At 57.4% G+C, this 26,901-nt stretch carries 17 protein-coding genes; 3 read left to right on the top strand and 14 right to left on the bottom strand.

Going from position 1 to position 26,901, the window contains the following annotated elements:
- Nucleotides 1-20 precede the first annotated feature (20 nt).
- The 7 genes from GTP58_RS08365 to GTP58_RS31895 all read right to left on the bottom strand — a co-directional run bounded on the left by GTP58_RS08365 (nt 21) and on the right by GTP58_RS31895 (nt 11,605).
- On the bottom strand, nt 21-1,208 hold the full coding sequence (locus tag GTP58_RS08365; protein ID WP_161077016.1) for a Wadjet anti-phage system protein JetD domain-containing protein: 1,188 nt from the start codon (nt 1,206-1,208) through the stop codon (nt 21-23).
- Nucleotides 1,205-4,648 carry an SbcC/MukB-like Walker B domain-containing protein gene (locus GTP58_RS08360; RefSeq protein WP_161077015.1) on the bottom strand — a complete coding sequence of 1,148 codons (3,444 nt, stop codon included), beginning with the start codon at nt 4,646-4,648 and terminating at the stop codon, nt 1,205-1,207. Before GTP58_RS08360 ends, GTP58_RS08365 begins: the two co-directional genes overlap by 4 nt.
- Nucleotides 4,645-5,307 carry a DUF4194 domain-containing protein gene (locus GTP58_RS08355; protein ID WP_161077014.1) on the bottom strand — a complete coding sequence of 221 codons (663 nt, stop codon included), beginning with the start codon at nt 5,305-5,307 and terminating at the stop codon, nt 4,645-4,647. Before GTP58_RS08355 ends, GTP58_RS08360 begins: the two co-directional genes overlap by 4 nt.
- Nucleotides 5,304-6,797 (bottom strand): Wadjet anti-phage system protein JetA family protein, encoded by a 1,494-nt coding sequence (locus GTP58_RS08350; RefSeq protein WP_161077013.1) that lies wholly within the window; start codon nt 6,795-6,797, stop codon nt 5,304-5,306. Before GTP58_RS08350 ends, GTP58_RS08355 begins: the two co-directional genes overlap by 4 nt.
- On the bottom strand, nt 6,779-7,351 hold the full coding sequence (locus GTP58_RS31900) for a helix-turn-helix transcriptional regulator (RefSeq protein WP_373924727.1): 573 nt from the start codon (nt 7,349-7,351) through the stop codon (nt 6,779-6,781). Before GTP58_RS31900 ends, GTP58_RS08350 begins: the two co-directional genes overlap by 19 nt.
- 421 nt (nt 7,352-7,772) lie before the next feature.
- Nucleotides 7,773-9,683 carry a UvrD-helicase domain-containing protein gene (locus tag GTP58_RS08340; RefSeq protein WP_161077011.1) on the bottom strand — a complete coding sequence of 637 codons (1,911 nt, stop codon included), beginning with the start codon at nt 9,681-9,683 and terminating at the stop codon, nt 7,773-7,775.
- Nucleotides 9,680-11,605 carry an AAA family ATPase gene (locus tag GTP58_RS31895; RefSeq protein ID WP_161077010.1) on the bottom strand — a complete coding sequence of 642 codons (1,926 nt, stop codon included), beginning with the start codon at nt 11,603-11,605 and terminating at the stop codon, nt 9,680-9,682. The genes GTP58_RS08340 and GTP58_RS31895 overlap by 4 nt, the downstream gene beginning before the upstream one ends.
- 612 nt (nt 11,606-12,217) lie before the next feature.
- On the opposite strand from GTP58_RS31895, the gene GTP58_RS08330 reads away from it, so the two are divergent.
- A complete protein-coding gene (locus GTP58_RS08330) occupies nt 12,218-14,035 on the top strand; it encodes a patatin-like phospholipase family protein (RefSeq protein WP_161077009.1) in 1,818 nt (605 codons plus the stop codon).
- A 103-nt stretch (nt 14,036-14,138) separates the two neighbouring features.
- On the opposite strand, the gene GTP58_RS08325 is transcribed toward GTP58_RS08330, so the two are convergent.
- The 5 genes from GTP58_RS08325 to GTP58_RS31890 form a co-directional block, all read right to left on the bottom strand.
- Nucleotides 14,139-15,101, bottom strand: a complete 963-nt coding sequence (locus GTP58_RS08325) for a site-specific integrase (RefSeq protein ID WP_161077008.1) — start codon at nt 15,099-15,101, stop codon at nt 14,139-14,141.
- A gap of 29 nt (nt 15,102-15,130) precedes the next feature.
- A complete protein-coding gene (locus GTP58_RS08320; RefSeq protein ID WP_161077007.1) occupies nt 15,131-16,999 on the bottom strand; it encodes a hypothetical protein in 1,869 nt (622 codons plus the stop codon).
- 6 nt (nt 17,000-17,005) lie between these two features.
- Nucleotides 17,006-19,036 carry a DUF4238 domain-containing protein gene (locus GTP58_RS08315; protein WP_161077006.1) on the bottom strand — a complete coding sequence of 677 codons (2,031 nt, stop codon included), beginning with the start codon at nt 19,034-19,036 and terminating at the stop codon, nt 17,006-17,008.
- A gap of 103 nt (nt 19,037-19,139) precedes the next feature.
- The gene (locus tag GTP58_RS08310) at nt 19,140-19,292 is read right to left on the bottom strand and encodes a hypothetical protein (protein WP_161077005.1); all 153 of its coding nucleotides are present in this window, start codon (nt 19,290-19,292) and stop codon (nt 19,140-19,142) included.
- A 5-nt stretch (nt 19,293-19,297) separates the two neighbouring features.
- Nucleotides 19,298-20,065: an abortive infection family protein gene (locus GTP58_RS31890; protein ID WP_373924712.1), complete on the bottom strand. Its 768-nt coding sequence runs from the start codon at nt 20,063-20,065 to the stop codon at nt 19,298-19,300.
- 213 nt (nt 20,066-20,278) lie between these two features.
- Between GTP58_RS31890 and GTP58_RS08300 the strand changes: the two genes are divergently transcribed.
- Complete coding sequence (locus tag GTP58_RS08300; protein ID WP_161077004.1) at nt 20,279-21,322, top strand: DNA-binding protein; 1,044 nt, start codon at nt 20,279-20,281, stop codon at nt 21,320-21,322.
- Between the two features lie 462 nt (nt 21,323-21,784).
- Nucleotides 21,785-25,663, top strand: a complete 3,879-nt coding sequence (locus GTP58_RS08295) for a restriction endonuclease (protein WP_161077003.1) — start codon at nt 21,785-21,787, stop codon at nt 25,661-25,663.
- Nucleotides 25,664-26,133: 470 nt separating this feature from the next.
- Here GTP58_RS08295 and GTP58_RS08290 read toward each other — a convergent pair whose 3' ends face one another.
- Both GTP58_RS08290 and GTP58_RS08285 read right to left on the bottom strand, forming a co-directional pair.
- Entirely contained in the window at nt 26,134-26,379 is a 246-nt protein-coding gene (locus GTP58_RS08290; protein ID WP_161077002.1) for a hypothetical protein, read from the bottom strand.
- Entirely contained in the window at nt 26,376-26,771 is a 396-nt protein-coding gene (locus tag GTP58_RS08285; RefSeq protein ID WP_161077001.1) for a hypothetical protein, read from the bottom strand. Before GTP58_RS08285 ends, GTP58_RS08290 begins: the two co-directional genes overlap by 4 nt.
- Nucleotides 26,772-26,901: the final 130 nt, after the last annotated feature.

Below are 26,901 nucleotides of genomic sequence, written 5' to 3'. Positions count from 1 at the left end.
TGAAAATCCGGAATCGTTCGTCATCCCTCTTGTTCGGCAACGAACTGGGCTTTCGTGAGCTCGTGCGCAATATCGTTCCACCCAGCTTCGTGCGCGTACTTGACCATCCGTTCCACCGTGCGTGCCGGCGCCGCTCGGCGTAGCGACTCAGGAACGTCCGCAGGGTGCATCTTCCAAGGCAGTAGAGTGTGCCCCACCTCGGCTGCACACCGACATAGAACGGAAGCGATCCGAAAGCCGCCTTCATCGACATCGCCCCAGTGGTGCACTGGCGTTGAGGCCGGAAGTGTGGAAAGCAACCGGATATACATTAACCGCCAAGCAGGGGACGGCATCCCTGCAGTGTAGAGGCACAGCACATCGGAATCATAGTACTGGCGAGCCCACACATGAAAGGTGGTCTGGTTTTCGATAGTCAGTATTTGGCTGGGCATCGACTCGATGCCCAGCACCGTCGACGGGGGCAATGCGCAGTAGGGACGATCCAGGGGGAAGGCGCCTCGCTCTCGACGAACCACTATGTTGCCAGACAAGCGGGCGGGCTGTTGCTCGCGATAGAGGCCAAGTTCGTGCAGTACCTCCGCTTCCGAGCGTGCATCGTCCTCGACGTTGCCTGTCAGTAGAACATCGAGGCAAGGCACCAGGGACTCGATGCACTTGCTGTCCTTGAACAGGCGCGCACTGGCATCCCGGACCGGCGTCTCCATGGCGCTGTGCGCCACCTGGGCCTGGCAATAGGCGATGACGTCACAGGCCATGACCCATTTGGTGACGCCGTCAGGCCCAGTGCCACGAACCTTTTTGAGCCTCTCCCAACTGGATAAGACGTCGTTCAAGACCGAATGCCCAGCGAGGTACGTGGCAAGGGTTTGTCGAGCCGACTGGACCCGCACTGCATGGGGCACCTTACCCAGGATCGAAGCCAGCTTAGTGGCGTCAATCAGTTCAATGCGCTCGATGAGGCCCTGAATGTCACGCCGGGGACGCATGACCGTGATCGCTCCTTCCGCTTGTGCGAAGGCCATCACCGCCTCGAAGTCTTCTTTTGCCTTCAGGCTGCGCAACTCGCGGTACTCGGACAGCGAGGAATCCGTTAGGGTGGGGCGCCGCGCGGCGGCGCCGGCCACATGCTTATCGGAGGACTTCAGCAGGCGCTCCAGCGCCTTCCTGGCTAACGGATCCATATCGGATTGGTCTTCGCGATTCATGCTGCGGCGCCCCCTGCCGGGCTAGCCCGCGACTGGTATTGCCTCCTGATCTCAGCTTCAATAAGCTCCGGGTTGAACTCAGGCAGGTCGGCGCGGAACATCTCGCGCGTCTCGGGATCTACGTCGTGCCCTTCGAGTTCCACCACGTTACTCTCCGCATCGCGCATGATGTCGTAATACCGATCGAGGAAGGCGGTCAGGCTACCCAAGGCGTCGCCCGTGCTGGCCATGAAGACCTGCAGGCCCAGCTCCTCGAAGTAACGCATGGTAGCCACGATGTTCCTCGGGTCCATCTTGATGAAGGCCTCGTCGATGACCAGCAGTCGGATGCCGCTGTCGTCCCCACGCTCCAGTCGATAGGCCGACGACAGCGCGGCGCCCGCGATCACGTACAGTGGCGCGCGATGCTCGCCGCCAGAGCCGGACCCAACGCGTTTGCTAAGCCAGCCGATATGCTTGGTGGTGCTTGTGGAAGCTTCCTCGCGGAGCACCTCGATATCGAAGTCGAAGAACTCTCGATAGTCGTCCAGTGGTGATTTTACTGCGGCGGCGCCGGCGACCGTCTTTTCGCGCATGAGCTCCTCGAACTCCTTAGGTAGCTCTCCAGCCCCGCCGAGCAAGTCCTCGGTCGGGCCGTACTGGGCGACGTCCTTGATGAACTTTAGCAGCACGGAAAAGGCCGGCCGCACATGCGAGCGGAACTGGTAGCGCTCGTTGTTGGTGAACATGGGCGCTAGTCTCAAGGCCTCGTTCATCCGGTTGACGGTGTCGCTCAACCATTCGAGGTGCTCGTGCAGAGCCACCGCGACGTCATTGCGGAAGGTGCTCTTGGCTGCGCTGAGAGCATCTTCCATTCTGGCCTTGTTCTCTCGCAGGCCGGTCTCGGTGAGAATGGCGACGCGCGCCCCCAGCCAGACACGCGCGCTGCGCCAGTCTTCTTGGGGGCTTGACGGCATTAGCTCGTTGTGCCTGACAAGGAACGCCGACAGCTTCTGCATGGCGTTCGACGCTTTCTGTCGGGAGTCGTCCTTGGCTCCAACGCTTCGGCGAGTACAGTCAATGACAATCTCTCGGAACGACAAGCCCTGGCGCTTCAACAGTCTCTCCCACTGGTCCGACGCATAGTCGACGTCGAAGCCATCGGCCGCACGCGCCATCTCGGAGACCTCCTTCTGGGTGGTGGCCAACGCCTGCTTCCTCTTAGTATCCTCGTTCTTTTGCCGGCACTCGGTCTCTGCTGCGCCGACGGCCCGAACCGCATCGAGCTGCTGTTTTCGCAGCGCGATCACTGCCACCTCCGCCTCTTCGGCTGCACGCACCAACTGGCGATATTCCTCGGTATCCAAAGCTTGCAGGCGCCGCGTCAGATCTCCCTCGTCGCTGGCCTCCTTGGAAATCCGGTCAAAGGCCTCGAGGACATCCTGAACCTTGTCCTGCTCCCCGCCCACGAACGGACCTAGGTTGTTCAAGAGGACCTTGAGCTTGGCGTACCTGTCCTTAAGTGCCTCAACCTGGTCTTGAAGCTGGCGGGCGCGTTCGGCGATGGAATTGCGCGTCGCTGTTGAGGTTGGGCCGATCTTGAAGAGAACGGGATCCGTTGGTCTTTTTCGCACCATCTCACCGTCGGCCAGCAACATGCCGTCCTTGGTCATCGCGAACCGATGGGCAAAGCACTCGTCCTCCGTATCGGCCCGCTGCGTGTCGCCGAACTTGGACCGAAGGTAGTTGACCGCTACTGCGCTATTGCCGCTGATTAGCTCAGCGACGGCACCGCGCCTTGGACTGCCGCGATTGGAGAATTTGCTTGGCATTACGACCTTCGCCTCGTAGACCCCAGCCCGGCGTGACACACCGAATGCTTTGCGCTCGTCGAGCTCATCGACCAGCAGGGCCTGCATGTTCGACATACCCAGATAGGACTCGATGGCCGATTGCCAGTCCGGGTCGTCGATACGCACCAGATCGCATACTGGGGTAGCATCCACTCCGGCGTTGGCCAGCACGCGCTTGAGCGCCGCAGCCGGCCCCTCCAGCGGCGGCTTACCCTTAGCGATGCGCTCCTGGTTCTCTCGCACGTCAGTGAGCTCGGCTTCGGCTGCCGTCTGCGCGCGGCCAACAGACTGCATCTCCTCGAATACCTCGTTGCTGAGCAACTTGGCCGCGCGCAACGCCTTGCGGACCGTCGACTCCACTGCGTCGCGGCTGCTAACCTTGTCGCCCTCCAGCAGGGACTGGATGTCCTTGAACGCCTGAGTAGTCGCTCCCGCGCTGGCGGCTGCGGGCTTCCCAGGGATTTGTACGTCGATGGCCTTTCCGATGGCTTTGACGATGCGATGCAACCCCGTTCTTTGTTCGGCGAGCCGGTTCTGTACCCCGGCAAGGCTTTCGCGCAGCAGCGCAGCATCTGCATGGGAAGCATGCTTGTCACGGTCGGATGCACTGTCGCGTGCGTGCTGCTCGGCCACACCGACTCGGCGGTTCACGTCGTCACGCTGGGCGCTTGCGACGTCGAATGCCGCCGCCGCACGGCCTTCGGCCTCCTCGGCGGCGGTTACCGCCTCATTGGCGACCTCGAGTTCGGCCGCTTGAGCCAAGGCTGCGAGCGAGACCGAATGGATGTTGCGACGGTGGGCATCGGCGAAATCGGTCTCAATCAATTCGGCCTCCTCAAGCTTGGCCTGGACGCTGCGCACCAGGGCGGCCATCTCTTGGAAGGTGTGCAGCACTTCCTTGAAGCGCTTGATATTGGTTGGCCGGGTTTCCAGCACCTGCTGGCGGACGATATCGTCGACGCTCTTGTCAAATTTCATCCGCAGCCCGAAGCGGAACGCTTGGCGATAGGCGTCCAATCGCGGCGCGCCGCGCGCACCTCGTAGTCGGAATAGCATCGCGTTGACGAAACGCTCGGAGTCATGGAAGAGCACCTCCTCGCCATGAGCGCGCTGCGAGAGCATCTGTCTGAAGCTGGACCACGGGCGCGGCCGATACTCACCATCGACCAGCTCCAAGTGGTCGCTGAGCGCGATGTCTGCGGGCAGAATGTAGCGGCCCTGCACATCTGACTTCTCGCGGTCGGCGCTCACGTAGATACTTACACCCGTGGAAACGACCTCTTGGGTCGCTGTGTCCTCCCATACCAGGGTGATGTAGGTGTTGGCGTTGTCGCGCACGCGAGCGTCGGGCGAGTCGCCGTACTGACCCAGGCAGTAGCTGCGAATATTGCGGCTGTTGTGATTGGACTCGTCGGCCTGCGCGTTGAAGGCGACGCCTGCGCTGCCGCGACTCTCGTTGGCTCCCAGCATGACGATTTGTACGGCGTCTAGGAGCGAGGACTTGCCGCTACCGTTGGCGCCGAAGACGCCGCAAGTCATACCGACGTCGACGTCGCGCATCTCGTACAGGAAGAACTGGACCACCCGGATTCTAATCAGTTTCTTCATGCAACACCGCCTTCTTCCAGGGTGGGCGCAACCGTATGGCCTACGCCATCAACCTCGGCGTCCGGGTTGGTGAACAGAGCGATGCGGGCTAACGCCGCCTCTCCTAAGACGTCGGCGATACCGGGCCGGATGATAACCACGTAGGGCTGGTCCGCATCGTGTCCGAACTGACTGGTCTCCTCGTCCGACACACGGGCGATGCCCCAGCGCCGCATCCACTGCATCAGTGCGACGAGCTTGCCGCCGGTGGCCAGTTCGCGGCCACCCGTCGTCTGCTTGTATTTGACCTCCAGCGTGACCAGATCGCAGGCTACCTCGCCGTTTTCGTCGTGGTGCCCGGAGCGCGTCTCCTCGTCGAAGATCCTGCGCAGCACCAGCGCGAGCAGTGTCTGGTCCACGGTTACTGGTGACGTCCTGGCATGTTTGGGGATAGCGCAGGCATAGCGCAGCTGGCTGTTGACCCGCACGACGTAGCCCAGCGGATCCAGGGCGCGTTTGAATTCGCGCTCGAAGTCACGGATCAGCCCGTAAGCGAGTTTGCTGCCGCGATCTGCGGCGTACAGGACCTGCTCGGTGACCAGCCGATTTGCCGCAGCTTCGAACTCATCTTCGGTGACCACGTTCTTGGTGGACTCGGCCGCATTCTCCCAGAAACTCATTGGTTTCCTCCCTTAGCTGGCTTGGTTGTTCTTGCGATCGTGAAGGGCAGGTGAGAGATACCTTGGCTCTGGACTTCTTCGCCTTCCATGCGGACAGTGGTGAAGCCGCTGCTCATCGCCCGTGCGTTGGCGCGCAGTAGTTTGCTGGGTGTTGCATTCGCCGTTGCGATGGAGCACAAGACCTGCAGCGCTCGGACTGATTCGATGCTGTCTACCTGGAGAGAGGCGCTGGGCACCGTATCTTCCTCGCCGAGCTGCTGGCGCACGAAGGCCGCGAGCTTTGGCAGCGACATGATGCGTCGGTCTCGCGCCAATAGAGCCAGGCGTGCCCGAGCCTCCTGTTCGGGGGACATGAGCTGCTTGCGTAGTCCGCCGGGTGGCGGACGCTTAGTCTCGGCGCGGGGCACGGCCAAGCGTTCGCCGGCGATACAGTCACCTGGCGCGAACGGAGCCAGCGCGGCCGCATTGTTGCCATGCTTGACGACGGCGTCGATGGCGTGGCCGATCAACTCGTCGAGGGGGCGGGTAGCACGCAGCCGGTAGTCCAGGTAGGCCAGCGCAAGTTTGTTGGCGCGTCGGATTTCGTCGTCCAGTCGGTCCAGGTACTCGTCGATTCGGCGCAGGTCCTCCACCTTTTGGATGTCGCGTTCGAACATGGCTTCGGCGCGGGTAGGATCTCGCCCGGCCTGCTTCTCCAGGTACCACTGGATCAGTCGGACACGCAGGTCCTGGGTCTGCTGGACATGGGCCACTAGACGCAGGATCTCCTGGCGTCGCGCCAGGGGATGCTCGCGTGTGCGCAGTTCTTTGTAGTCGCCGATGAACATGCGCTCAACGTAGTCGTCGAAGAATCGCCGCACGAATTCGCCGGTTGCGTCGACGCGGCCGATCTCCAGCATCAGGTCGCGCACGTTGGTGCCAGCGATCCGGACGTGTTCGAGAAGGGCGCGTGACTGTAGTGCGGCCTCGTGCAGCGAGGCTCCGTCCGTACTCTCGTCCAAAAGTAGCTTCAGGTTGGCCTCGATGCTACGGATCTTGCCGGAGACGAATTCAGGGCCCGTGTGGGCGAACTCGACGAGACGGTTCATGAAATGGGCGACGGCTGGCGCCATCGTCACCATCTCGCGCACGCCCACCCGATCCACGCGGATCCATCCGGCGTCGCGCAGACGATTGAAGACCACGATGGCCCGGGTCGCCAGCGGCGTGGCTGGAGTCACGTCGTCGCCTTCTGGGGCCCAGTCCTGATATTGGAGTTCCTCGGCGATGTCTGCGGTGATCTCGCGCATTAGGAAGCCTGTGCTCGGCGGCAGCGGGGCCTCGGGCCCGAAGCGTTTGGCATGCAGGACGCACAGCAGCGACCAATACTGGAAACGATTTGCCGATGCCAGCGGCGCGAAAAGGTGGTCGGGTAAACGCTTGAAGAGTGGCGGATAGCGCTCGGCCACCTTCTCTTGCCGAATTTGGTCGGTCAGGTCACGAACAGCCATTGTCGGCACTCCTCTGCGTTCTCAACCGCCAACTGATAGTCGGGCGGGACCTGTAGACCCACATCTGTGGCCGCCATGATTTCTTGCGTCATGTAGTTCAGGAGGGCAGCCCTACAGCTCTCTACGCGTGCTGAGGCTCCGTGGAAGTATTCGTTTCTGACGACCAGTTGCTGCGCTGGGCTAAGGCCAGGGTGAGCGGCAATTCTGACTTGAAGAACGGTGGACCAGGCAGTATCGGTCGCCACGTCGGCCGAACTAGGCTCCGTGAGTAACTGGACCTTGCTCATGCGCCCTAACACGAAGTCACGGAAATCCTGCCGCTCCGGACAGTATCCGCGGACGTGCCACCGTCGTCCCGCTCGCAACAGGCTGTGTGGCTCGACGGTTCGCTCATGCGGCTCCGGAGTGCTCATGGAGCAGTAGACGAACCGCACCCGGAGCCGGTCCGTGATAGCCAAGTTTAGGCGTGAGAATGTGCGAGGGGAGATATGGGCGAATTCCCATGAAATGGACTGGGGTTTACCTGGTACGTTCAGTGCATATGGAGCCAGCATGGCGCTGATGGAGTTCTGCCGCTTGGCGTTTGCGGCGCGTTCGGCGTCCGCATATGCGATGGACGTTGCCACATCCGCCTTGAGCTTGTTGTCCCACGCCACCCAGTCTGGGTATGACTCCCGGAAGTCGCGCAGCCACTCGCTTGCCCGTATGGGGCTTAGCCCATACTCGGAGATGAGACGGCTGCGGCTGACGCGACCTTCCCAGAGAAGGATCCTGCCCACTTTGGCATCTCTTTCCCGACGGCTAGCAATAGACATGGGTGTCACCTCGTGATGGTTGTCTATATGGTATGGAAAAACATACGATATGTAAAGCCATATGGAGCCGGTGCAGGCGGCGGCGATTTTCCTTGTGTTAGGCGCCGTGCCAACCAAGTGCAGCCACTAGGGGCCGCTTCGCTAAATTCACAGTGGCGCGTTACAAGTACTCGATGTCCCATCCCTTGGCGCGAAGCAACGCCTGTGATTCGGCCGATACCCGTTCCGCGTTGACGGCCACGCACAAAAAACTGGTTGGACGAGACATGGCCACATAGAGATTGCGAAATTGTCCCTTCAAGAGTTTCTGTGTGGGGAGTGCTGATGTTCCCACCAACACTTTTACCGCTTCCTCCAGATCGAATCGTTGGCTGGTTCCACCGTGCGACTCAAGCACCAGCGTAGCGAGGTGCGTTTCACCCTTCATCGACGCCACAGTGCCAATGGGGATCGTCAACTGCCGCTGCTCATGCTCTACTCTGCAGTGATGCTGCTCGGTCCCGTGGACCGCCACCGCATATCCCGGCGCCGCGAACACGTCCAACTGTGAGAATGTCTCCAGGCTCATGCCGGCGGGCAGCAAAGGTTGCAATCCCTCGTAGAGCACCGCAGGAAGGGCTGATCGCTCCCCTGACTGGGCGTAGTCTGCCCTGCGCATTAAGAGATCGCGCACCAGGCGACGCAAAGAAATAACATCATGACCAGCATGCAGTAGTTGTCGCATCAACTGCGGGGCGTCCCGAACGTCGGCCACCGCCGGGGACTGGGCGGCTCGCAACACCAGTAAGACGGCGCGTCGCACCTCCATCGCACTGTGCGCAAACGTACCTGCTTTATGCGCTGCGGCGCTGGCGTGGGACAACAGCGCCCAGAACCGCTCGGGTCTGTTACTCGCGCTGACGGTTGCGCCGCCTAAGCCTGGCCAATAGTCCCCCAGATGGCGTCCCGGACTGGCCTTGGCATCGCCTTGTTTGCGAGTGCACATGGCTTTTACCGGACCGCTGCGCAGCGCCACGTCATCGAAGTACTGCAGCACACGATGGCCAAACGTGGAAATGACTTGCTCTACGCGCTCCGTTGCGTAGACGATTAATAATGGCGCGCGCACATCGGCGCGCTCGCCCGTCACCGGGGTGCCGGCCAACTGCACTCCGGCCACCGCCCGAGCGATCTGTGGGCCAAAGCGCTTGCTGACGCTGATGGGAAGCGCAAGCGCTTGCGGAAAGGTCAAGTGCTCGGCGCCGGTATCATTCGTCAAGATGCGTTGATTGATGTCGCCATACCGCTGAACAACGGAGCGACCACCGAAAATTTCCTGCAGCAACTGCTCCTGCTGCCAGGATGTGTCCTGCATCTCGTCGATGAACACGTATGGGAAGCGCAGCGCGAGTCGATCGGCCAACAACGGCCTCTGCTGCAGTATTTTCTCCGCAAAGGCGAACATGTCGGCGTGGCGAAAGACACCTTTCTGTGTGAGTTCTTCCTTGATTTTCACCATCACCGGATGCGTCTTTGATGCTGGCTTAGGCAAGTTGCCACCCTCGCTGGCAAGCTGCAGGCCTGGCCCGCGGTAGACTAAACCTTTGACTATGGGCTCGACGCCCTGGTTCATCGCCATGCTGGTTTTTAACGACCAGTTCGCCTTCGCTTTACGCAGCGCCTGCTGGGAGAATGCGTCATCGTCAATGAGATCGACGCGAATGCCGACGCTGCGCAAATAGGGCAGGGCCAAGAACTGGTTGACGAATGCGTGGATTGTCCCGATGAAATGCGGGTAGGCCAGCAGGCGCGCGCCATCGCTACTGCGGGCCAAGCGTTGCTGTATCTCGTCGCGGGCAACGTTGGTGTGGCTCAGCACGCAGATGCCGCGGCGCGCATGCGGCCACTTGCGCGCTAACAGCAATAGCTTGGCCGCCAGGATGGTTGTCTTGCCACTGCCAGGTGCCGCATTGATATCGCGTGAGTCGCCTTCCAGCAGCACCGCCCGGCGCTCGGCGTCGGTGAACTGCAGATCTGGAGCCAATATCGCCAACGCCTCCAAATCCTTTGGAGTGATGATCGGCCGCGTCATGGCGCCTTCGCTTTGGGCGCCAAGTGCTGCAGCGCGCGCTGTAGGTAGGGCGGCAGCTTGGCGAACAAGTCATCGCCTACGCCGTATTTTTTTGTTGCGAGGAGATGCGCGGCATATTGGGCGCAAACCGCCTTGGAGGCCTTTTTCTCGTGCAGCGGTTGATAGATGAGCGCGGCAAGCTTATCGTCGGCATGGCCCGCTGCCAGCAGGACTGCCCACTCATCCTGGGCGGTTGCCAGCGCCACTAGCTCGTCTTTCTCCTCGAGTAACTCATCCTTCGTTTTTGCTGCCTTGGCCAGTGCGATGGCGCTGTGCATCAATTCACCGCAGCCATGCCGTGCCAGGTCATACTCAAACGTCCAGCGGTCGGATACGCAAACGATCGTGCTACCACCTTGCGCACGCGTTTCCTTCGCCTTGACCAGATCAGCGAGCTCCTGGGCCGTATAATCGGCGTCAAATCGCTTCGCGGTCGCCTTGACCACATAATCAGCGGCGGCATCGGGTACGACGTCGCGATCAGTCAAGCAGGCGACGGGTATAGGCAACAAGACCTTTTCGTCTGCGCGCTGCAAGATGCGGGCGTAATGATAGAGACCCACGCCACCCACGTTCACAATCGAGACACCATGATCGGAAAATGATCGGTCGCACGCCTTGGCCAGCGCCGGCAACAGCAAGGCTTCGGCGGGCCCCTCGACGATGGCCACGCCACGCGCAAAAAACAGATTGGCCTTGGTCGCATCGATAAAGCGACGCAGAAATTCGTAGTCACTGGTTTTGAGCTTGGTCTGGCCGTGGCCCAGCGGAAAGAGCTCGCCGTTACTGACCAAGGTTAAATGCGCGATATCCGCGCCGGCCGCAAGCGACGGGCTATGGGTCGTCATCACAACCTGGACGGGCTGCTTACCCTGATCGGGAAGGCTCGACTTCTTCTCTAGCAGAAGCTGGACACGTTCTTGGAGCTGTGGATGCAGATGCGCCTCGGGTTCTTCGATGAGGAGCAGGGCCAGTTCATCTCCATCGCTGAGCAGCACCAATTCCGTGGCCATGAACAAGGCGTTGTTGTATCCAAGGCCCCGCGCGCAGCGTTCGTCTGGTGCGATATGCGCCTTCGGCTGCAGACTCAGCTCAAATTTTTCGAGAATGGCTTGCAAGGAGAGGTCCGGTGCGATGCGGATACGGGACGCCAGAAGATCTCCGGCAAAGGCAAACTCCTTCAGGTACTGCGTATTAATCGCCGTTTCGACGCCGCCGATGACGTCATGCTTACCCAGGTGATGCTGGGCGAAGGCCATCAGGCCAACCAGATTGGCTGGGATACTAGTCGGATTGGTGGCATCGAAGTCATTCTTTTCCTGTCCCTCGATGTTTTTGTGAGCGCTCAGGATTTGCGATAGGCGCGAAAGCCGGCCCGGGCTGAGTTCGGCTTCGGCATCACGTAAGGGACGCAGATACGTGGCGCGCACCAGATCGCGCACCGCAGCGCCAATTTCCGGGCCATCGCCGTTTTTTCCTGCGCGGGTAAATGCTTCCACGCGCTCACGCTTGCCGCTGCGCGAAGCGATGCGGCGTGCCGACAAGTGCAAAATCAGCGACACGCTACCATCGGGTTCGTAGGAAAGCCATTCCACAACAGCCGCCTCCTGATCTGGCGTCAGCCCCGCGAAAGTCGCTTCGATAAATAGCGACTCGGTCCGCGCATTGCCGACAATATGAAAATCAGCGTCGAGCAGGCGGACGAATTCGTAGCTCGTGGTCCAGAGCACTTGACGGATCGCATCGATTACGGTCGATTTTCCCGCATCGTTTTCACCAACCAGGATATTGAGGCCGGGTGACAGCCCCCAGTCCAATGCCGGCGCCTTGTCGCCGTTGCCGAACACTCGGAAGTTTTGAGCTCGAATTCGTTTGAGGAACACCGGGTAGACACCTATAAAAGGTTGGGACTATGTAGGGATAGGCTTAATATTCCAGCGATTGTTGCGTACCGAAGTTGATAGCAGCGGCGCAACGAAAGTAGTCTGATAATAACAATTTTACCCAAGGGGAATCTCTCACATTCCCACACCAAGCGCGATTTCCATACGTTTGAAGTGGCCCGGGTAGATAGCGTGTTCGTTTGAGCGCTGAATTGCCTCACTCAAGTTGCCTCGCTTGCCACTGCGTGGCAAAGGCAGCCGCTCGGGATCATAATCTTCCCAGCATGTGATTTTCCGGAAGCATATCTTTACCGCCTGATATGACGCGGTGCGCAGCACACCTATAGGAATGGTGCGGAAGCGGCCTATTCTGCGGCGACGAGGGCGAGGTTGGCGATCAGTGGCGGTAGCACAGGGCATCACTACCTAGGCAATAGGAGCATGCCTGAATGACGGGTAGATGCCACGCCTTCGATGGCTGAGAAAATGGATGTCTGATAGAAGCCACGATGGCGCGCATCTACCGTTAATTATCGAATTAGACTCAATCCAGCTTGCAGAACGCCCGACTTCGATATAATTTCCACTTGGAAATTATTAATCAAGGAACTAATGAACAGGTTTATCAAAACAATCTTCATTCTCGGCTTGAATAGTTGGCTTTGGGGCTGTGCCCCTACAGTTGAAACAATCCGTCCCGTGACCAGCTCTCGCTACTCGGACCCTCAAGACAAGCTTACCGCCAATGACTGGTTTAACTATTACCGCAATGAGAAAGTAGGTATTTCTCGACCATCAGTTTGCAGCGCGGACTCTCGCAAAGTCGCTTTCTTCGTCACACTCTCCGGTGGTGGCAGTCGAGCTGCCTATTTTGCAGCCCAGGTATTACATGAAATGGACCGGATTGGAGAACAACCGCTGACGCCGTACATTGACGGCATCTTTTCCGTGTCCGGTGGCAGTTTGACTGCGGCGCTGTTCGCGATGAGCGGAGATGGCACTGTGCGTGGTCAACCAAGACCCGTGTGGTCTGACACCATGACCGATGCGGTTTTGTCTAAGCCCTTGGCCCATGCGATGCTAAGGCGGCTCGCAACTCCAAACATATTGGCTGGCTATACTTTTGGCAACACGACGCGTACGGATTTGCTTGAGAATGCTATTGAGTCGGAGATCCTGGGAATGCCAGAGGTAACGTTGACGCTAGGTGATGTTAATCCAGCCAGACCACCGATCTTCATCGTATCGGCAATAGCAACGTCCGAAGGTATCGATGCCTTTGCGCCTCAGCCATTCGGTTCACTATTTATGTTCGGACCGCGAGACTTAATCAGAATAGGCGTCGACCCTGACTCTGTACCGATAGCCAGAGCGGTTTCTGCTTCAGCCGCATTCCCAGGTTTACTTTCTCCCGTAGTGCTCCCGCGGTTTCGCCTAAGCACTCAAGAAGGCTTTCGGGGCCAACCACGATATGTTCATTTGATTGACGGGGGGAACGCGGACAATCTTGGTCTACTTGGCGTCAAACACGCACTGCTAGAAAAGGACTACCGCCTGCTGCGCGAATGCGAGAGCATTATAGTTGTCTCAGTCGACGCTTTTGGTAAGCAAGGCTTCCACCGTGACACCTCGAAACACGAATCGTCTCCGGTCGGTCTGTTCTTTGATCACAAGAGCGCCTTAGCGAGCTTTGATGCACTTCTCGCGGCAAACCGGGTCCGGTTGCTTGGTGAGTTCAAATCGCGCTCCTTTGCCCCGTCAGGAAGCGAAGACTTGTGTCGCAAGGATGGCTTGCCTGATGAAGTCTGCGGCGGCGGGGTGCGGGCTAACTGGAACGAAATCAATCAACTGCTGAAAAAAAAGCTCTATTTCGTCCACTTGAATTTAGACAGCCGGGAAACGGCGTCGCAGACGAACATCAGGTACTGCGATGGCGCGTATGGGGACAAGGATGGAAAGTGCGAAAAAATGCCGGTCAATGGGTACAGGCTAGAGTGCGAACAACGATCGCTTAGAAAGCGTCTTCAAGAAATTCCTACTAAATTTGGGCTAGAAAAGAATGAGATGAGCGATATCAAGACCTTCGTTTCGCTACTCAACCATCCCAAAAACATCTGTTTGCAGCACTTGGCGGAGGTCGTTACTGGGAACCAGAAACATGACGTCAGTTTTTACCGGGAGTCGTCGGAGAGCTGTGACAGGACAGAGGATGTAGAAATGGGGGGGGCGCCAATAACGGGAAATCATATCCGGGGTAGAATTTTTGGTGACGCCATCTTCAAAAATAATGAAAAGGTCTCCAACAAGGATCGCCAGTCTTTCGCTGATTCGTGTAAGCGGGACTGGACATCAACGCATGACGACAGCATTGATTTCCTGCTTGATGCAAAGCAAAAGCTGATCGCCTCTCCCGGGCATCTAACCGATTAAATTCTCGTTTGCTCTACGAATGCCCCGCCACTGAACGAGCAAGTCGACTCTCTGCAGTCGACCGCAGCTTTGATGCGATGTGGTTGGCGTCAGGGCGGTTAGATTACGGGCTATCTAACTCGCGTGCACGACGGACCATGCTGCGCTCCATCCGATGCTTCGCGAACGAGACTGAGGCATCGAGATATCGTAGCGCAGACTTGATGTCCCGCCAACCAACATATTCCATGAGACTCTTTACGTCCCAGCCATCGGACGCCGCCCAGTTCGCGAAACCGCGGCGCAGCGAATGACCGCTATATGCGCCAGCTGCGTCTAGGCCTGAATTTTTCAGCATTGCCCGCAACAACGGCGCAATGCTGTCGATATGCAGGCCATTTTCTCCGATATGCCCCCAGCGATCAATGGCGCGATAGACCGGGCCGGAAGTCAGTTGCGCGGCACTAATCCAGTCCAGGTAGGCGTCGACCGGGCACAGGCGCGACAACGCGGGCGCGCGGAATGTGCTGCCGAGATTTTGCCGATCTCCTTTGGTTCGCCCTAGGAAGCAACTGATGCCTTCGCCGGCGCTGGCCTCGACATGCTCAACGCGAAGCCGGCTCAGTTCGTCGCTGCGAAATCCGCGCCAGAACCCGAGCAGGATCAGCGACTTGTCCCGCAGATTGCGCAACTCGCCGGCACGATTATTGTCACGCCGAGCGTCATCGACAGCGTGATCGAGCGCGTCAACGGCGCGCTCCAGTTCATCAAGTTGCAGGGGTTTTGCCTGTTTCTCCTGCGCCGGATGCAGGGCCCTGATGCCGCGCATGGCTTGGCGGACTATCGGCGCCTTGGTTGGATCAGGAAAACCTTGGGCGGTGTGCCACTGGGCGAGCGCCGCCAGCCGCTGCCGCAACGTACTGACGGCCAGCGTATCGGCATATTCCGCGAGGTAGCGGGCCACGCCATCGGCTGTGGCGGGCAGCATGCCTTTCCATTGCACTTCGAAGTGCTCGATGGCGGCGCGATAACTCTGACGCGTGTTTTCGCGTGTGGCTGCCTCAATATATTGATCGAGCTTGGACATAGCATCCTCGTGAACGTGTTTCGGCCAGCCTAGATTACCGATGGACCAGGTGCGCTGGTTGAACCGCTGGATCCAAATTCTTCAATGCAGTGATGTAGAAAGTCGACCCGATCGGCGAGGTCCATGCGTGCATTGCTGTCCTCTGCGGGTGTGCGGCTCAATTGCTTGTTCCAATAGCGATATGCGCGAACAAGATGCTCCAATATGTGTTTGTGCGGTGACTCCAGCGTGCCGCGCAGACGCTGAAAATGCAAGCCAACCATCACGTACGGCCGTCGAATGCCGCCACCGGACACCTCCTTTTGAGTGCTCCAGAGCGCGTGGGCCAATGGGCGTCCGAAGTACTTGTCCAATACGCCCATGGCGACTTCCTGCGCCTCGGAATCGGCGACCGAGATAAGGCTCCCGATGTAACCTCTGGCGCCGCCAAACATGAAGCGACCAGCCAATTCATGCCAAGAGACGCAAGCGTTATTGAAGATGAACGGGAACCTGCCGGCGCCGGCATTCGTTGGCGTCGCAAGCAGATTCCCATCGAACATCCCCAGTGCTGCGGATCCAGCAATTCTGTCGATTGGTTCGCACGATTCGGGCGTGCGGTCGCCGAGGGGCACCGCGCAAAAGTCCTTCACCGCAGTTCCTATGATTTGCAGACGCGCCACCTTGTCTTCCCATGGTACTCCATCAATAGAAACGAATTTTTCAAATGCCTTGACTTCGAATTTCCCATCAAGAGCTTCCGGGGAAACTTGCAACGCCAGATCCAGGACCAGGGTTCGTTCAGCGCCGCTGGAATCGACGAACCTGTGCGTGTCCCGAGATCCCTTGACGTCGCCGCAGTGCGTGGCGATGAACAAAAGATCATAGGGTACCAGGTCGATCAAGTGGGAAACGGAGCGGATATTGGCCCTTTGATTGCGAAACGCTATGATCATCGGCCCGCGTTTAATAAGGCTGCGACCGGCCTTGACCACTTCGTGAGACGCGACTTGTCCGGGATCGATCATGGCGATCAGCCGGAGAGGCTTGCCGTCATTGATCGTCGCTGCGAGGCCGTGGACGATGGACTTTCCCAGATCGGGATACGCGAACAGGTGCGTGGTCGGCATTTCTTGCACGGCGAAGCCCCACGGTATTCCGCTGGTGATGAACGTGATAGATTGAACGCCCGTCAAGTTGAGATCCTTCAAGTACTCACGCATCTTGCGCGCCAGCCCCTGCAGTATGGACGTCGTGGACGCATGCCGGTCTTCGGTCGCGCCATAGAACCGCTCGTTAATATCCTTAATGAGCGACTCGGCCGGCGTGGAGATCAACTGCAGGCCGGCGCCGATGGCGTAGGCATAATTGGCGGCGATAATCTGTGCCAGAGAATTGCCGTCCTCGCATACGACCAGATGAGCGGCCGACGGGGGCACATATCGCACCTCGGGCTCGTCGTCGACAAATTCCAGTTGACGCTTTGTCCTCAGCGCGAGAAGCAGGCCCGCTCCAATGTTCTTGCGGCTCACCTTGACAGAAGTCCCTTTCTTCAAGCGGATTCCAGCCGGCGTTAGCCACTGCTCCGAAATGGCTTCCACCCGCTTGATCAGCGATGCCGGAACGTGGCCGTCCAGGCTTTGACGGACCCGCTCCGTGCAGCCGCCCAAGATGACTTTCTTCGGCTTGGCTTCGGCCAGCGCATTGACCCGCCGGATGACTTCAGCCTCGGCATCAGGGCGGCCCAGACGAGGACTATCCAAGACAGGAAAATAGGTACCATTCGTTGAAAGGGCAGCGGAAAGCTGCGCCGCAAGTTCAGGTTCGTCACAGATCAAAGCTACCTGGTTGAACGTGGGAATTTTCATCGTCGGGCTATTTACTTTCTTTTGAGGGGCGGCCGGGATTCGTTTTTTCAAAGGTATCTATTGCCGCAATCCTAGATTGAGTCTTGCCAGCCGCTCGTCATCAAAGGCGTCAATCCAATGTCCCTCCGGTGTTAACGTGACGAAGACGCCTATTATCCAAAGGAGTCGTTCAGCGTGTCCGGAGAGCTGAGCTAGTTCGTCTTCAGACTTCCAATTATCTCGACTGCTGTAGTGGCACGCTAGGTCCTTTCCAAATAATTCAAACCAGTTCGCTAAGCCTGCCTCTTCTAAGACGATCATTGGTGCTAGATCCTTGCGGAGTCCTAAGTCGGATGCGACCATGAAGCCACTCAACGTCGCTGAGAATCCGAGTATCCTATCCAAAGGAGCTACTACATCGTTCAAGAGCCGATCGACGTTCTTGTGTTCAAGGTAGCGATGCCTAGCTTCTTCCAGTCCACGCAATCCACTTCGAATGCCGCTAGCCATTTTTTGAAGTAACTCGGCGTCTATTGCTTCATTGGCATCGATCCCAGATGACGCAACCCCTCCGAAATACTGAGACGCAGAGTTAAATGCGAGGTTAAGCGAGATTTGAGCCCAAGGTAATTCCTGCCGGATCTCAAAAATCATCGGATAGCGCCTTATCCAGCAGTCAAGGTAATGCGCACGTCCTAACGTCATTCTGATATGACGACCGGCAATTCGCCTATCCTCAGGGACCTCCCGACTAAAGGACGCTTCTGCTATTTCGCGAGGAATAATAATACGGCACCTCCATTGCGTATTGCTTTTGACAGCATTCGCAATACCACAGGACGCAGCGTTTAGTTCTGAGATATTCGGGGTCCTGTTCAAGATGGTCTCTAGCGCAATGTCCAACCTGATCGGAACGACGATTGCATCGACAGCGCTTAGCGAAGACAGGCTTAAAGTGTCGTTAGCAATCGATACGATCGATTCACGCATCTTGACACCAAGGCGTCCAATTGGCGTACGTACATTGAGGTAGCGGTTTGTCGTGACCGCCGCGCTTGGCTTAGTATTGGGCTGCAGACCGCCTTCAATGAGTTGCACGTCAATGCTTGACATGAAATCGCCAATCTGAGAGGACAGATTCGACATTTGCTCATCCTGTCGGGAACTGATGAAGAACTTAAAACAGCTGCGCGCAAAGTCTTCATTGATGCCATCTATGTCGAATTCGATCTCACCGCCGATGAGCAGTTGGCGCGATGAAATCGGCATAATGACGGCAACCATGTCGTCAGAACCGATCATAGTCAGTGGTTCGAATTTCTCATCTTGACGGTTATAGGCAACCGCTACACAGTCGGGAAGAATAAACCGCAGACGTTCATTATCTACACTGACAACGCGCCAGCTTAATTTGCTAAGTACGGTTACGCGTTCCTGAGAGACCAGCGATTGAGAGAGGGCTTTAGTATGTCCCTCAGCCACTGAATCTGGAATACGGTTTACAGACTCGACCAAAAAACCAGTCAGTTGAGCTTGCGTTTGAAGGAAAAGATCATCGAAGCGCTCCCGCACACGAAACGCCACGACGCGCTCAAGAATGTCCCTCTCCCTATCAGACAATCCTTCGGTCAACGGCGACAACTCTTTGCATATCATTTCATCCACAGGAGAGATCCCCCCCGCTGAGTCGATTCCTGTTAATTTTCGAGCAGCTGACACATCACCAGCGATGTCACGCATTTGAGTGAAAGCACCGTCCATGAGCGAGGTCATGGTCGCCCTAAGATGAGCTGCACGGGACGTCAAATGTGCAATTACAATTGCAGCATGTTCCGAATTGACTGGACCATGATCAACAGAACGTATACGGTCTAATTTTGCATTCAGCTCTTTTGATTCAAAGTCGGTGATCTGATCGTCCAAGGAGCCTGGGCCGTGCTTGGCAGGATTCGAATAGAAGTCGCGCTCCGCTCCGACGCCTTCAGTTGATGTCAAGTAGGATGCAGCTCCTTTGGGATAGACATACACTTGAGTCTTCGCGCCGCTCCGTCGTGCCTCGAAGCCCCGCTGCAGCGATTGCGGAATAAAGTGCTGTTTTCGGCCGGCCAATCTATTCTCCCATGTGGCTTGTTACTGATGTTCGTTAATTGAGAGTGTTTCAATGCGATCTTTTACGAACGGTGAGACGCTGCAGGCTACAGATCGCTAATGCTCATAGATCTTCGGCCCGGTAGCGTGCGACGCTGTCGGCCGTCTCCAGCAAGATACCGCGCCACTCCACTTCAAAGTGCTCGATGGCTCCGCGATGGCTTGGGCGCGTGTTTTGGCGAGTAGCCGCCTCGATGTACAGATCGAGTTTGGACATGAAAATCAATGACCAACTTTGGCGCTGATGTAATTGAAAATGGTACGGATAGCATTGACCGCCAGATGCGCTTCAGCTTCACCTAAAAGATCATCAGAAGGATGTGCGACGCTGCCGTTATTGCGCAGCGAGTTCAAGGCGTCAACTGCCTGGGCAAAGCCCTGCAGCACGCGCACCAAGTCGTTGTCATACGAACCGAAGGACTGCAAGGACGGATGATCTTGCCGCAACAGCTTAAATAGCAAGGTAAGCGATGCTTCATCGGGCACAGCAATGCCACTCTCAAGGCATAGGCTACGAAAATATCCGTGCATTGCTGTGTGCAGCCGGTCCACCGCGCTGACCGGGCCGCTGGCATGCATGAGATGTTCGGCGTCGTTCAGTGCACGTCGCACCACGTCACTGCTCGATAGGCGTGCTGGCGTATGGCTCTTCACAACCTCAGGCCGATTGCGTATGAACACGGAGAGCTCCGGCATATCTATCAGCAAGAGACCAGTCAGCTTCTCGTGATTGATGAGCTGCTCCACGGCTGCCAAGTCAAAACGGATGAAATGCTCCAGCGCCTCCAACACGCACTGGCCGTAGTCATCGTCGCCCCAGCTCAAACTGCGAATGAGACGCTTGTGACCCTGGATGTAATCGCTCTGGCCGGACACATATCCGAACTCCTTCCAATCCTCAGCGGTGAATTCGTCCTTGATCGCTTTTCTGAGAGCCAGAATCAGCGCTCCACGTTTTTTGCCATCTGAGGCGTATTTGTCGATCGTCACTATCCAATCTCCTCGGCAAGGCCGAAATGTCGCTGGCCAACGGCAAAATTACAGCAAAGACCGGGAAAAATGCCATTTTCTTGGTATGACACCGGATAAATCTACTTTATCCGATGTAAAATTCAAACGCAAATCACCTTGAAGCCGATGCCGAAGTAGTATGTAATAACGTGGTATGTAATATGTTATCCTATTTCATCCTCGGAAGACCCCATGGCACGCAGCGGGCTTTACAAATCGGACATACAAAAGGCGCGTGACGCCCTCATTTCGCAGGGGACAAACCCGTCGGTGGACGCCGTTCGTGTGGCGTTGGGTAACACCGGGTCCAAGACCACCATCCACAAGTACCTCAAGGAACTGGAGGCCGAGGATGGCGGCGCCGGCGGCAAGCGCAGCTCGATCAGCGAGACGTTACAGGACCTGGTCGAACGGTTGGCCGCGCGGCTGGAGGATGAAGCCCAGGAACGGATAGCGGCGGCCCGCGCGACATCGGATGCGACGGCGGCCGAACACGCGGCGCTGCTGCAGGCGGCCCAGAACGACAATGCGCTGCAGCGGGCCCGCGTGCTGGAGCTGGAAACGGCCCTCCAGGAGCAGGCGGAGGCGCTGGTGGCTAGCCGTAGCGACCATCAACGGGAATCGACCATGCGCCAGGTCGCAGAACAGCAGGTGGCCGACCTGCAGCAACGACTTGCCGAGAATGAGGCCCATCGGCAATCGCTGGAGGAGAAACACCAGCACGCACGACAATCCCTGGAGCACTATCGCCAGTCGGTAAAAGAGCAGCGCGAAGCCGATATCCGGCGCCACGAACTACAAGTGCAGCAAGTGCAGGCCGAGCTGCGCCTGGCACAGCAAGCAGTCGCCGTCAAACAAGACGAGATCACTCGCCTGAACCAGGAAGGAGCGAAGCTGGTGTCGGAGTTGTCGCACACCAAGCAGAACCTTTACGAGCAGCTGACGCAGGTCCGTAAGCTGGAGCAAAAAGTCGATTCACTGCAATCGCTGCAGGTGCACGCCTCGGATACGGAGCGACAATTGGCCAGTAAAATCGTCGAAGCAGAACTGCTGACCGAACAGCTAAACAATGCCAACGACCAGATCGCGCCGATTAAGGCACAGGTCCGCGAGTTGGAGCTCTTGCTTGCCCAAGCCAACGCGAAGGTGCAGGCACAGGAGCAAATCGGAGAGCAGCTGCGGGCCTATCTCGACAAGATCGCCTCCACGTCGACCGCACCCGAGGTGGGGAAGTGAACAGAACGATCGTTGAGCGCAACTTACCTCAGGCCGGGCGGTTTTAATCGTCGATCGGAAGCTGGGGCTAACTGAGTATTCGCATTCGAAACCGCCACCCGGTCCGATGCTACTTGGCGCTGCGGGCGAGCCGGAAGCCAAGAGATACAAATTTTTTTGAGACTAGCCACTCACGTATAGCATGATCTAAAAATGCGGTGACTAGGTAGCGGACGGTTGGAGCCTAGAAAACTCCTCGCTGATGCACTAACAGCGGATCAGAAGGAAGCTAGTTCCTTCAATAAATCAATAAGTTACGGTGCAATTTGGGTATTTTTACACGAATCCCGGCCGACCCTCTAATACGCTCGTGTTCAAATGGAAGGCCCCGTAAAATTAACAATGAACAATAGATACCGCTTCAGATAGTGAAAATCGTTCCGGGATGACATAATTAGGGCTTCCCACCAGCGAGCAGGATACGTGACTATCTTCTACCCTCATGAGCCCCCAGCGCCGTCAGATGAGTATGCCTTTGAGGAAATGTGTGCTGACGTGTACGGCGCTGTATTCAGCGACACGAGCCCGAAGCGTAACGGGCGCCGCGGCCAGGCCCAAAAGGGTGTAGACATATTCCTTAGTAGCTCGCACGGTTTGATTGCAATCCAGTGCAAGCGCTATCAAACTGGCTCCTTGACTATGAAGCACCTTCAAGATGAGGTTGACGCGGCCGATAAATGTGGCGTGCAGATAGCCCAGTTTATTTTCGCTACCACTGCGGCAAGTGATTCCAAGCTAGTTGTGGGAATAATCCAGCTGAACGAGCTACGACGAGCGGCTGGCCTATTTCCGGTCGAGATCGACTTCTGGAGTGAGATCCAGGCCCACATTCAGCGCAGACCGGAGCTACTCGCGCGGTACTCACCAAACTCGCCTGGAGGAGTCGTTCATAACGTACAGCAGCAGCTGGCCCAGATGATGGCCCAGATGGGCCAGCTGCAAAAAAGTGATCCGGAAGCGGAGAAAGTGCATAGGGCGGCATTGGACACGCTGTTGAACCGCTCGCTCGACTCAGCCGCCGGGCTACAAAAAGCTGCACGTTATAGCGACGCCGAAGCCGAGTTGGCCTCGATCGAGGTCGCCTATGCTTCTTTCGAATTGACGCAGAAAGCCCGCTGGCATACGTTACGGGCTGCATGCCGCCTGCACCTTCACACCAGCGAAAAAGCGATAGAAGACTACCTTGAAGCTTATCGGCTACAGCCGAATGACGAAAGGATCGTTGCGGACCGGATGAGCGCGGCTCGGCTGGGAGGTGATCCAGAAGAGGCTGAGCGAATAGGCAAAGCCGCACTTAGTCAATTCCACGCATCCGCGTCGATCTGGGCGACGCTCGCTCTCGCCGCGCTGGACCAGGAGCGCACAATATCCGAAGCGTTCTTCCCACCCGAGCTACTGGGAGCGTCAGAAGTACTTACTGTGCTTTGCGCCGCCGCAGACAAACAGGACAATTTTCTCAAAGCATGGGAATACGGTCAGAAAATCCTACGCCATACCGATGCACGGCCATCACACCGTACTACAGCTTTCGGCGCCGCACTCGCGCTCACAATGGCGCGGCCCTTAGAGCCCACCGCAAAGGCTCTCGACAAGGTAGCAACGAACGCACTGACGGATGTGATTGAGTGCTTTGAGCCGCGGGAAGAAAAACTTTGGCGCAATCAAAGTAAAATCTGTCTGCCTGCCGACGCAGGCAATCTCTGTTACGCCTATCATCTCCTCGGACGTTATGAAAACGTTCTGGCGGTCTATGCCGAAGCAAATAGTCAGCCGGAGATCCAAAAAAGGATGCACGGTATAAAACTAAGCGCCCTTAATGCAATGGGGCGGCAACAGGATCTCGTCAGAGAAGCCACGGAAGCCGTTGACTGGCTTCAGCCTGCTTCTCTCTTGACGGTCGCAGAGGCGGCCGTTGGCCTCGGTAACGTCGACCTGGTCGACGCGTTGGTCACTCGGGCCATCGAACTCAATGAGGACGAGGACGTCGACGCTTTGAAAGCGCTTCGCACTTTGGCGCTCTTGCATGCCGGCCGACGAGAAGAAGCAGTCTCGGCGGCGATCGCGATTTCTGAACCAACGGCCGAACGCCCTCGCGCCTGGCTAGCCACTATTCGGACCCTGATAGGCGCCGGTGAAATAGATACAGCTTTGGAGCGTATCGAACGCATCGCTGATCGCGTTGATGCGGGCGCCCCACCTTCCATTCAAATTCTGCTCGCAGACTGTCATTATTTCGTCAAACAGTATGCAAAGGCGGGCGCCATTTACCGGCGCTTCTTCGTGCCCGGGACTTTTAACGATCTGGCCGCCCGGTTGTTCGACTGCTTTGTCGAAGCAGGGATGCGGGCCAATGCGCGCGAAATGCTTTCGGCCATGGCACCTGAATGGATCGATGATGATTTGGCTCGAAAGGCGTCGATTAGGCTTGCAAAACGTGCAGGCGACTGGGAATTGCTGCGTAAGATATCAGAAGAGCAGTGCCAACGACGTCCGGACCACGTCGGCGCTCGGTTGCTGGTGCTATACAGCGAGCGCTATGGCGGATCAATGGAAAAGTTTCTGCAGCTCGTGCGTACTTTGCCCGAACACCTTGAGGGGACAATCAAGCAAACAGCCGAAATAGCCGCGCATCAGATCCAATACGGTGCAAGCGAGCAGGGTATGCGCCGGCTGTATCGCATGGTTCGGGCTGATATGCAATCGGACGAGGTTGCCAGCGCGTACCTAACCACCATATTGGGACGAGGCGAAATCGCTGAATTGAGCGGCAAGCCAGAAGTGGTAGGCCCCGGAACAACCTGTGTGTTGGTATCAGCCGACGACTCGACTGTCGTCATAACCATAGAGCCAGTTGGCTTCGATGACGTGCCAAAGCAGCGAAATTACTTCGCGCCAGAGGACAATAGGGTGCTCGCCTTGATCGGCAAGAGCGTGGGTGAGACAGTGACGCTTCCGGGCGCATATGGGTCCGCACGTTCGTTGGTCATAGAGAGCATTGAGCCTGTCTATCGATACACGCTTACCCGACTCCAACGCCTAACAGAGGAAGCGGCTGGCGGACTTCCGGACATTCATGCCGGCAAGATCGTTAAGAAAGACGGCGCTGTTGACCTATCGCCTATAGAGGCGATGGTGCAAAGTGGTGGAAACGGCCCCAAGCATGCCTTCGACACCTATGCAAAGATGCCGATGACGCTAGGTATGCTCGCAGCTCAGTTGGACACCACTACGTTGGAATTGGTGAATGCATGGCCCACTGACGCGGCGGCGTTGCGTATGCGATCAGGTAGCGAAGCAGAGACAGCCAAGGCAAAGTCCGTGATGTCCAAAGAGATAGGCGCCATTGTCATCGATCTGGCCACGCTGGGGGATCTTGTAAGCCTCGGTTGTGATGCGGCGCTCGGTTGTGCTCCCGCCGTCTACCTCAGCGCCACGGCTGCTCAAATTCTGCGCCATCTGCGCGAGAAAGCTTCGGGCCCATCCCCGGTTGCCCGTGTCGGCGACGTTGGCGGTAAGCTGGTGTTTTTCCGCTACCCTGAAGACTATCAGGCTCGCCTTTCAGAATTCTACGACCGAATTGACCAGGTGGTGCAGCGGTACTGCACTGTTTGCCCCGCCTATGGTACCGATAGCTTACCAAGCGAGTTCGTGGAATTGGACGGCAGCCTCGGCGATGACGAATACGAGGCACTTCTACTTGCGGTAGAAAAGAAAGCTGTGCTGATTTCGCTCGACATGCACTTACGTGAGTTGGCCGACACGGTTTTGGTGCGGCATACATTGTGGCCGCAGGCGCTGCTTTCGTACGCGGCCCAGCATGACTACATACCTTGGTCAGACTACCGCAATGCCACGCAACTGCTTTTCCGTAGGCATCGCCATCTGACTGTAATTGATGCTCACGACGTATTATTCATGTTCCTGCAAGGTGGTGATGCATTACAGTTCGGACTGCAAAAGCTCGTAAAAATGTTCGGCGATTCCGATACTAATTTTAAAGGGGCAGTTGAAATAATCGAGGCTGTGATTCGGTTCCTGAACGGATATGTCACGTCGCTGCCTGCACTGCTGGAGTTTGTCGAGATTCTATACGAACCGTTGTTCAGGCACCCTGAATGTCCGACCGATTTCGGAGCGTATTGCGATCGGCAGATGCGCATGTTCGCAGAGCGCCGGCGGGCATCCGTGAGCGGTGGGCGGCATGGTACTTTGAAAGCAGCTGAAGACCAGCGCGTACATGGCATCTACCAGCTGATGACTTCGCGACTGGAAACAGCAGCCGGACGGGCGAAGGCACCATAAAAAGTGCGAGCGCTTCCAATCAGAGTCGTATATGCCACTCCGCGGCCGGAATTTGTTTTAGACGTGCTAGCTCAACCTTGAGGATTAATCGGAAAGTGGTCGCACGGGATAACCTCTTCAGAGATACAGTCAGGGAGCTTGCCGAGCGGGCTGGTCACGCATGCTTGAATCCCGACTGCCGGCTACCGACATCCGGAGCGTCACTTGGCGATGAGTAAGGTCGTTATCGTCGGGGGCGCAGCGCACATCAAAGCAGCGGCGCAAACTGGCCCACTATGATCCGTTACAAACACCCCAAGAACGGCGCCATGCGTCAAACAGCATCTGGCCGACTACCTGCGAGACAGCGGGCCAGGCGCGGCGGCGCAACCTGGTTGGGCACAGTTCGCCGCTCTGACCGTCGTGCGCCGCTGGAAGAGTTTCGCTCGCGAAAGCCGTACTCGAAAAAAAAGCGGCCACTGGCCGCTTCCTCATGCTAACTTGCGCTTCCGGACGCTGGAAAATTCGGGAATGTGGATGACAGACGGTCCGAACACACCCGAGCGGGCGTTCCGGCTGATGGCTTTGCCACCCAGCGTGACTCGGATCCGGCCCTGTGATGGCTTGACCTCACCGACGATCGGCACCCCTATCGAAGCGACCATGGCGCGGCGAGCGGCCGCTGCCAATTTGTAGGCGCTGTACTGGCTGGGTGGCGTTTTCTTCAAAGCGGTCATAGTTCAATCTCCTGCCGATGGAGTGATTGATGCAGGTAGTTTAGCAGAATCGCCCAACTGCGACTATCGGCGCTCAAGTCGAAGCGCATATCCCGGCCCCAGCCGTGTACATTCCACCATTCAGGGTCTACAGCAATGACCTCCTGAACCGTCCGGCATGCACGCAGGGCCTCGGATGGCGCCATGGTAAGTTCCGCAAGGGCGAGTGGTGCGTCAAACCCGAATTTCGGCCACACGGCGAATCCAACGAAACCGTCGGGGTTGTCCGGGTCGATCGGCCCGTTTCCGGCCGCGAAGAGCGAAATATGGTTAAAGCCCAGCCGGTATGCCAATATGGCCATCAGGCCAAATGCGACGCTGGCCAGGCGCTCGGGGGCGTCCCCAGTGAGCATCAGTCGGCGGATATAGAATTGGAGTACTACATTGCCCGTCCATCTCAAAAAATTTGCGTTTTGCGGCTTGCGCCGCCTTAATACCTGCAGGGACTTCAGTGTCGTTGACAGTTTTCAGGCCCTACTAAGG

This window comes from Duganella sp. CY15W (assembly GCF_009857555.1).
Taxonomy (GTDB): Bacteria; Pseudomonadota; Gammaproteobacteria; order Burkholderiales; family Burkholderiaceae_D; genus Rugamonas; species Rugamonas sacchari.
This window is presented reverse-complemented; position numbering and strand designations above follow the sequence as displayed.

Coding starts and splice junctions, on each gene's coding strand:
- GTP58_RS08340 (WP_161077011.1), bottom strand. CDS start 9,683: ATGACGCGGCCGATCATCACTCCAAAGGATTTGGAGGCGTTGGCGATA.
- GTP58_RS31900 (WP_373924727.1), bottom strand. CDS start 7,351: ATGCTGGCTCCATATGCACTGAACGTACCAGGTAAACCCCAGTCCATT.
- GTP58_RS08350 (WP_161077013.1), bottom strand. CDS start 6,797: ATGGCTGTTCGTGACCTGACCGACCAAATTCGGCAAGAGAAGGTGGCC.
- GTP58_RS08300 (WP_161077004.1), top strand. CDS start 20,279: ATGGCACGCAGCGGGCTTTACAAATCGGACATACAAAAGGCGCGTGAC.
- GTP58_RS08355 (WP_161077014.1), bottom strand. CDS start 5,307: ATGAGTTTCTGGGAGAATGCGGCCGAGTCCACCAAGAACGTGGTCACC.
- GTP58_RS08290 (WP_161077002.1), bottom strand. CDS start 26,379: ATGACCGCTTTGAAGAAAACGCCACCCAGCCAGTACAGCGCCTACAAA.
- GTP58_RS08330 (WP_161077009.1), top strand. CDS start 12,218: ATGAACAGGTTTATCAAAACAATCTTCATTCTCGGCTTGAATAGTTGG.
- GTP58_RS08365 (WP_161077016.1), bottom strand. CDS start 1,208: ATGAATCGCGAAGACCAATCCGATATGGATCCGTTAGCCAGGAAGGCG.
- GTP58_RS08360 (WP_161077015.1), bottom strand. CDS start 4,648: ATGAAGAAACTGATTAGAATCCGGGTGGTCCAGTTCTTCCTGTACGAG.
- GTP58_RS08285 (WP_161077001.1), bottom strand. CDS start 26,771: ATGCTCACTGGGGACGCCCCCGAGCGCCTGGCCAGCGTCGCATTTGGC.
- GTP58_RS08325 (WP_161077008.1), bottom strand. CDS start 15,101: ATGTCCAAGCTCGATCAATATATTGAGGCAGCCACACGCGAAAACACG.
- GTP58_RS08310 (WP_161077005.1), bottom strand. CDS start 19,292: ATGTCCAAACTCGATCTGTACATCGAGGCGGCTACTCGCCAAAACACG.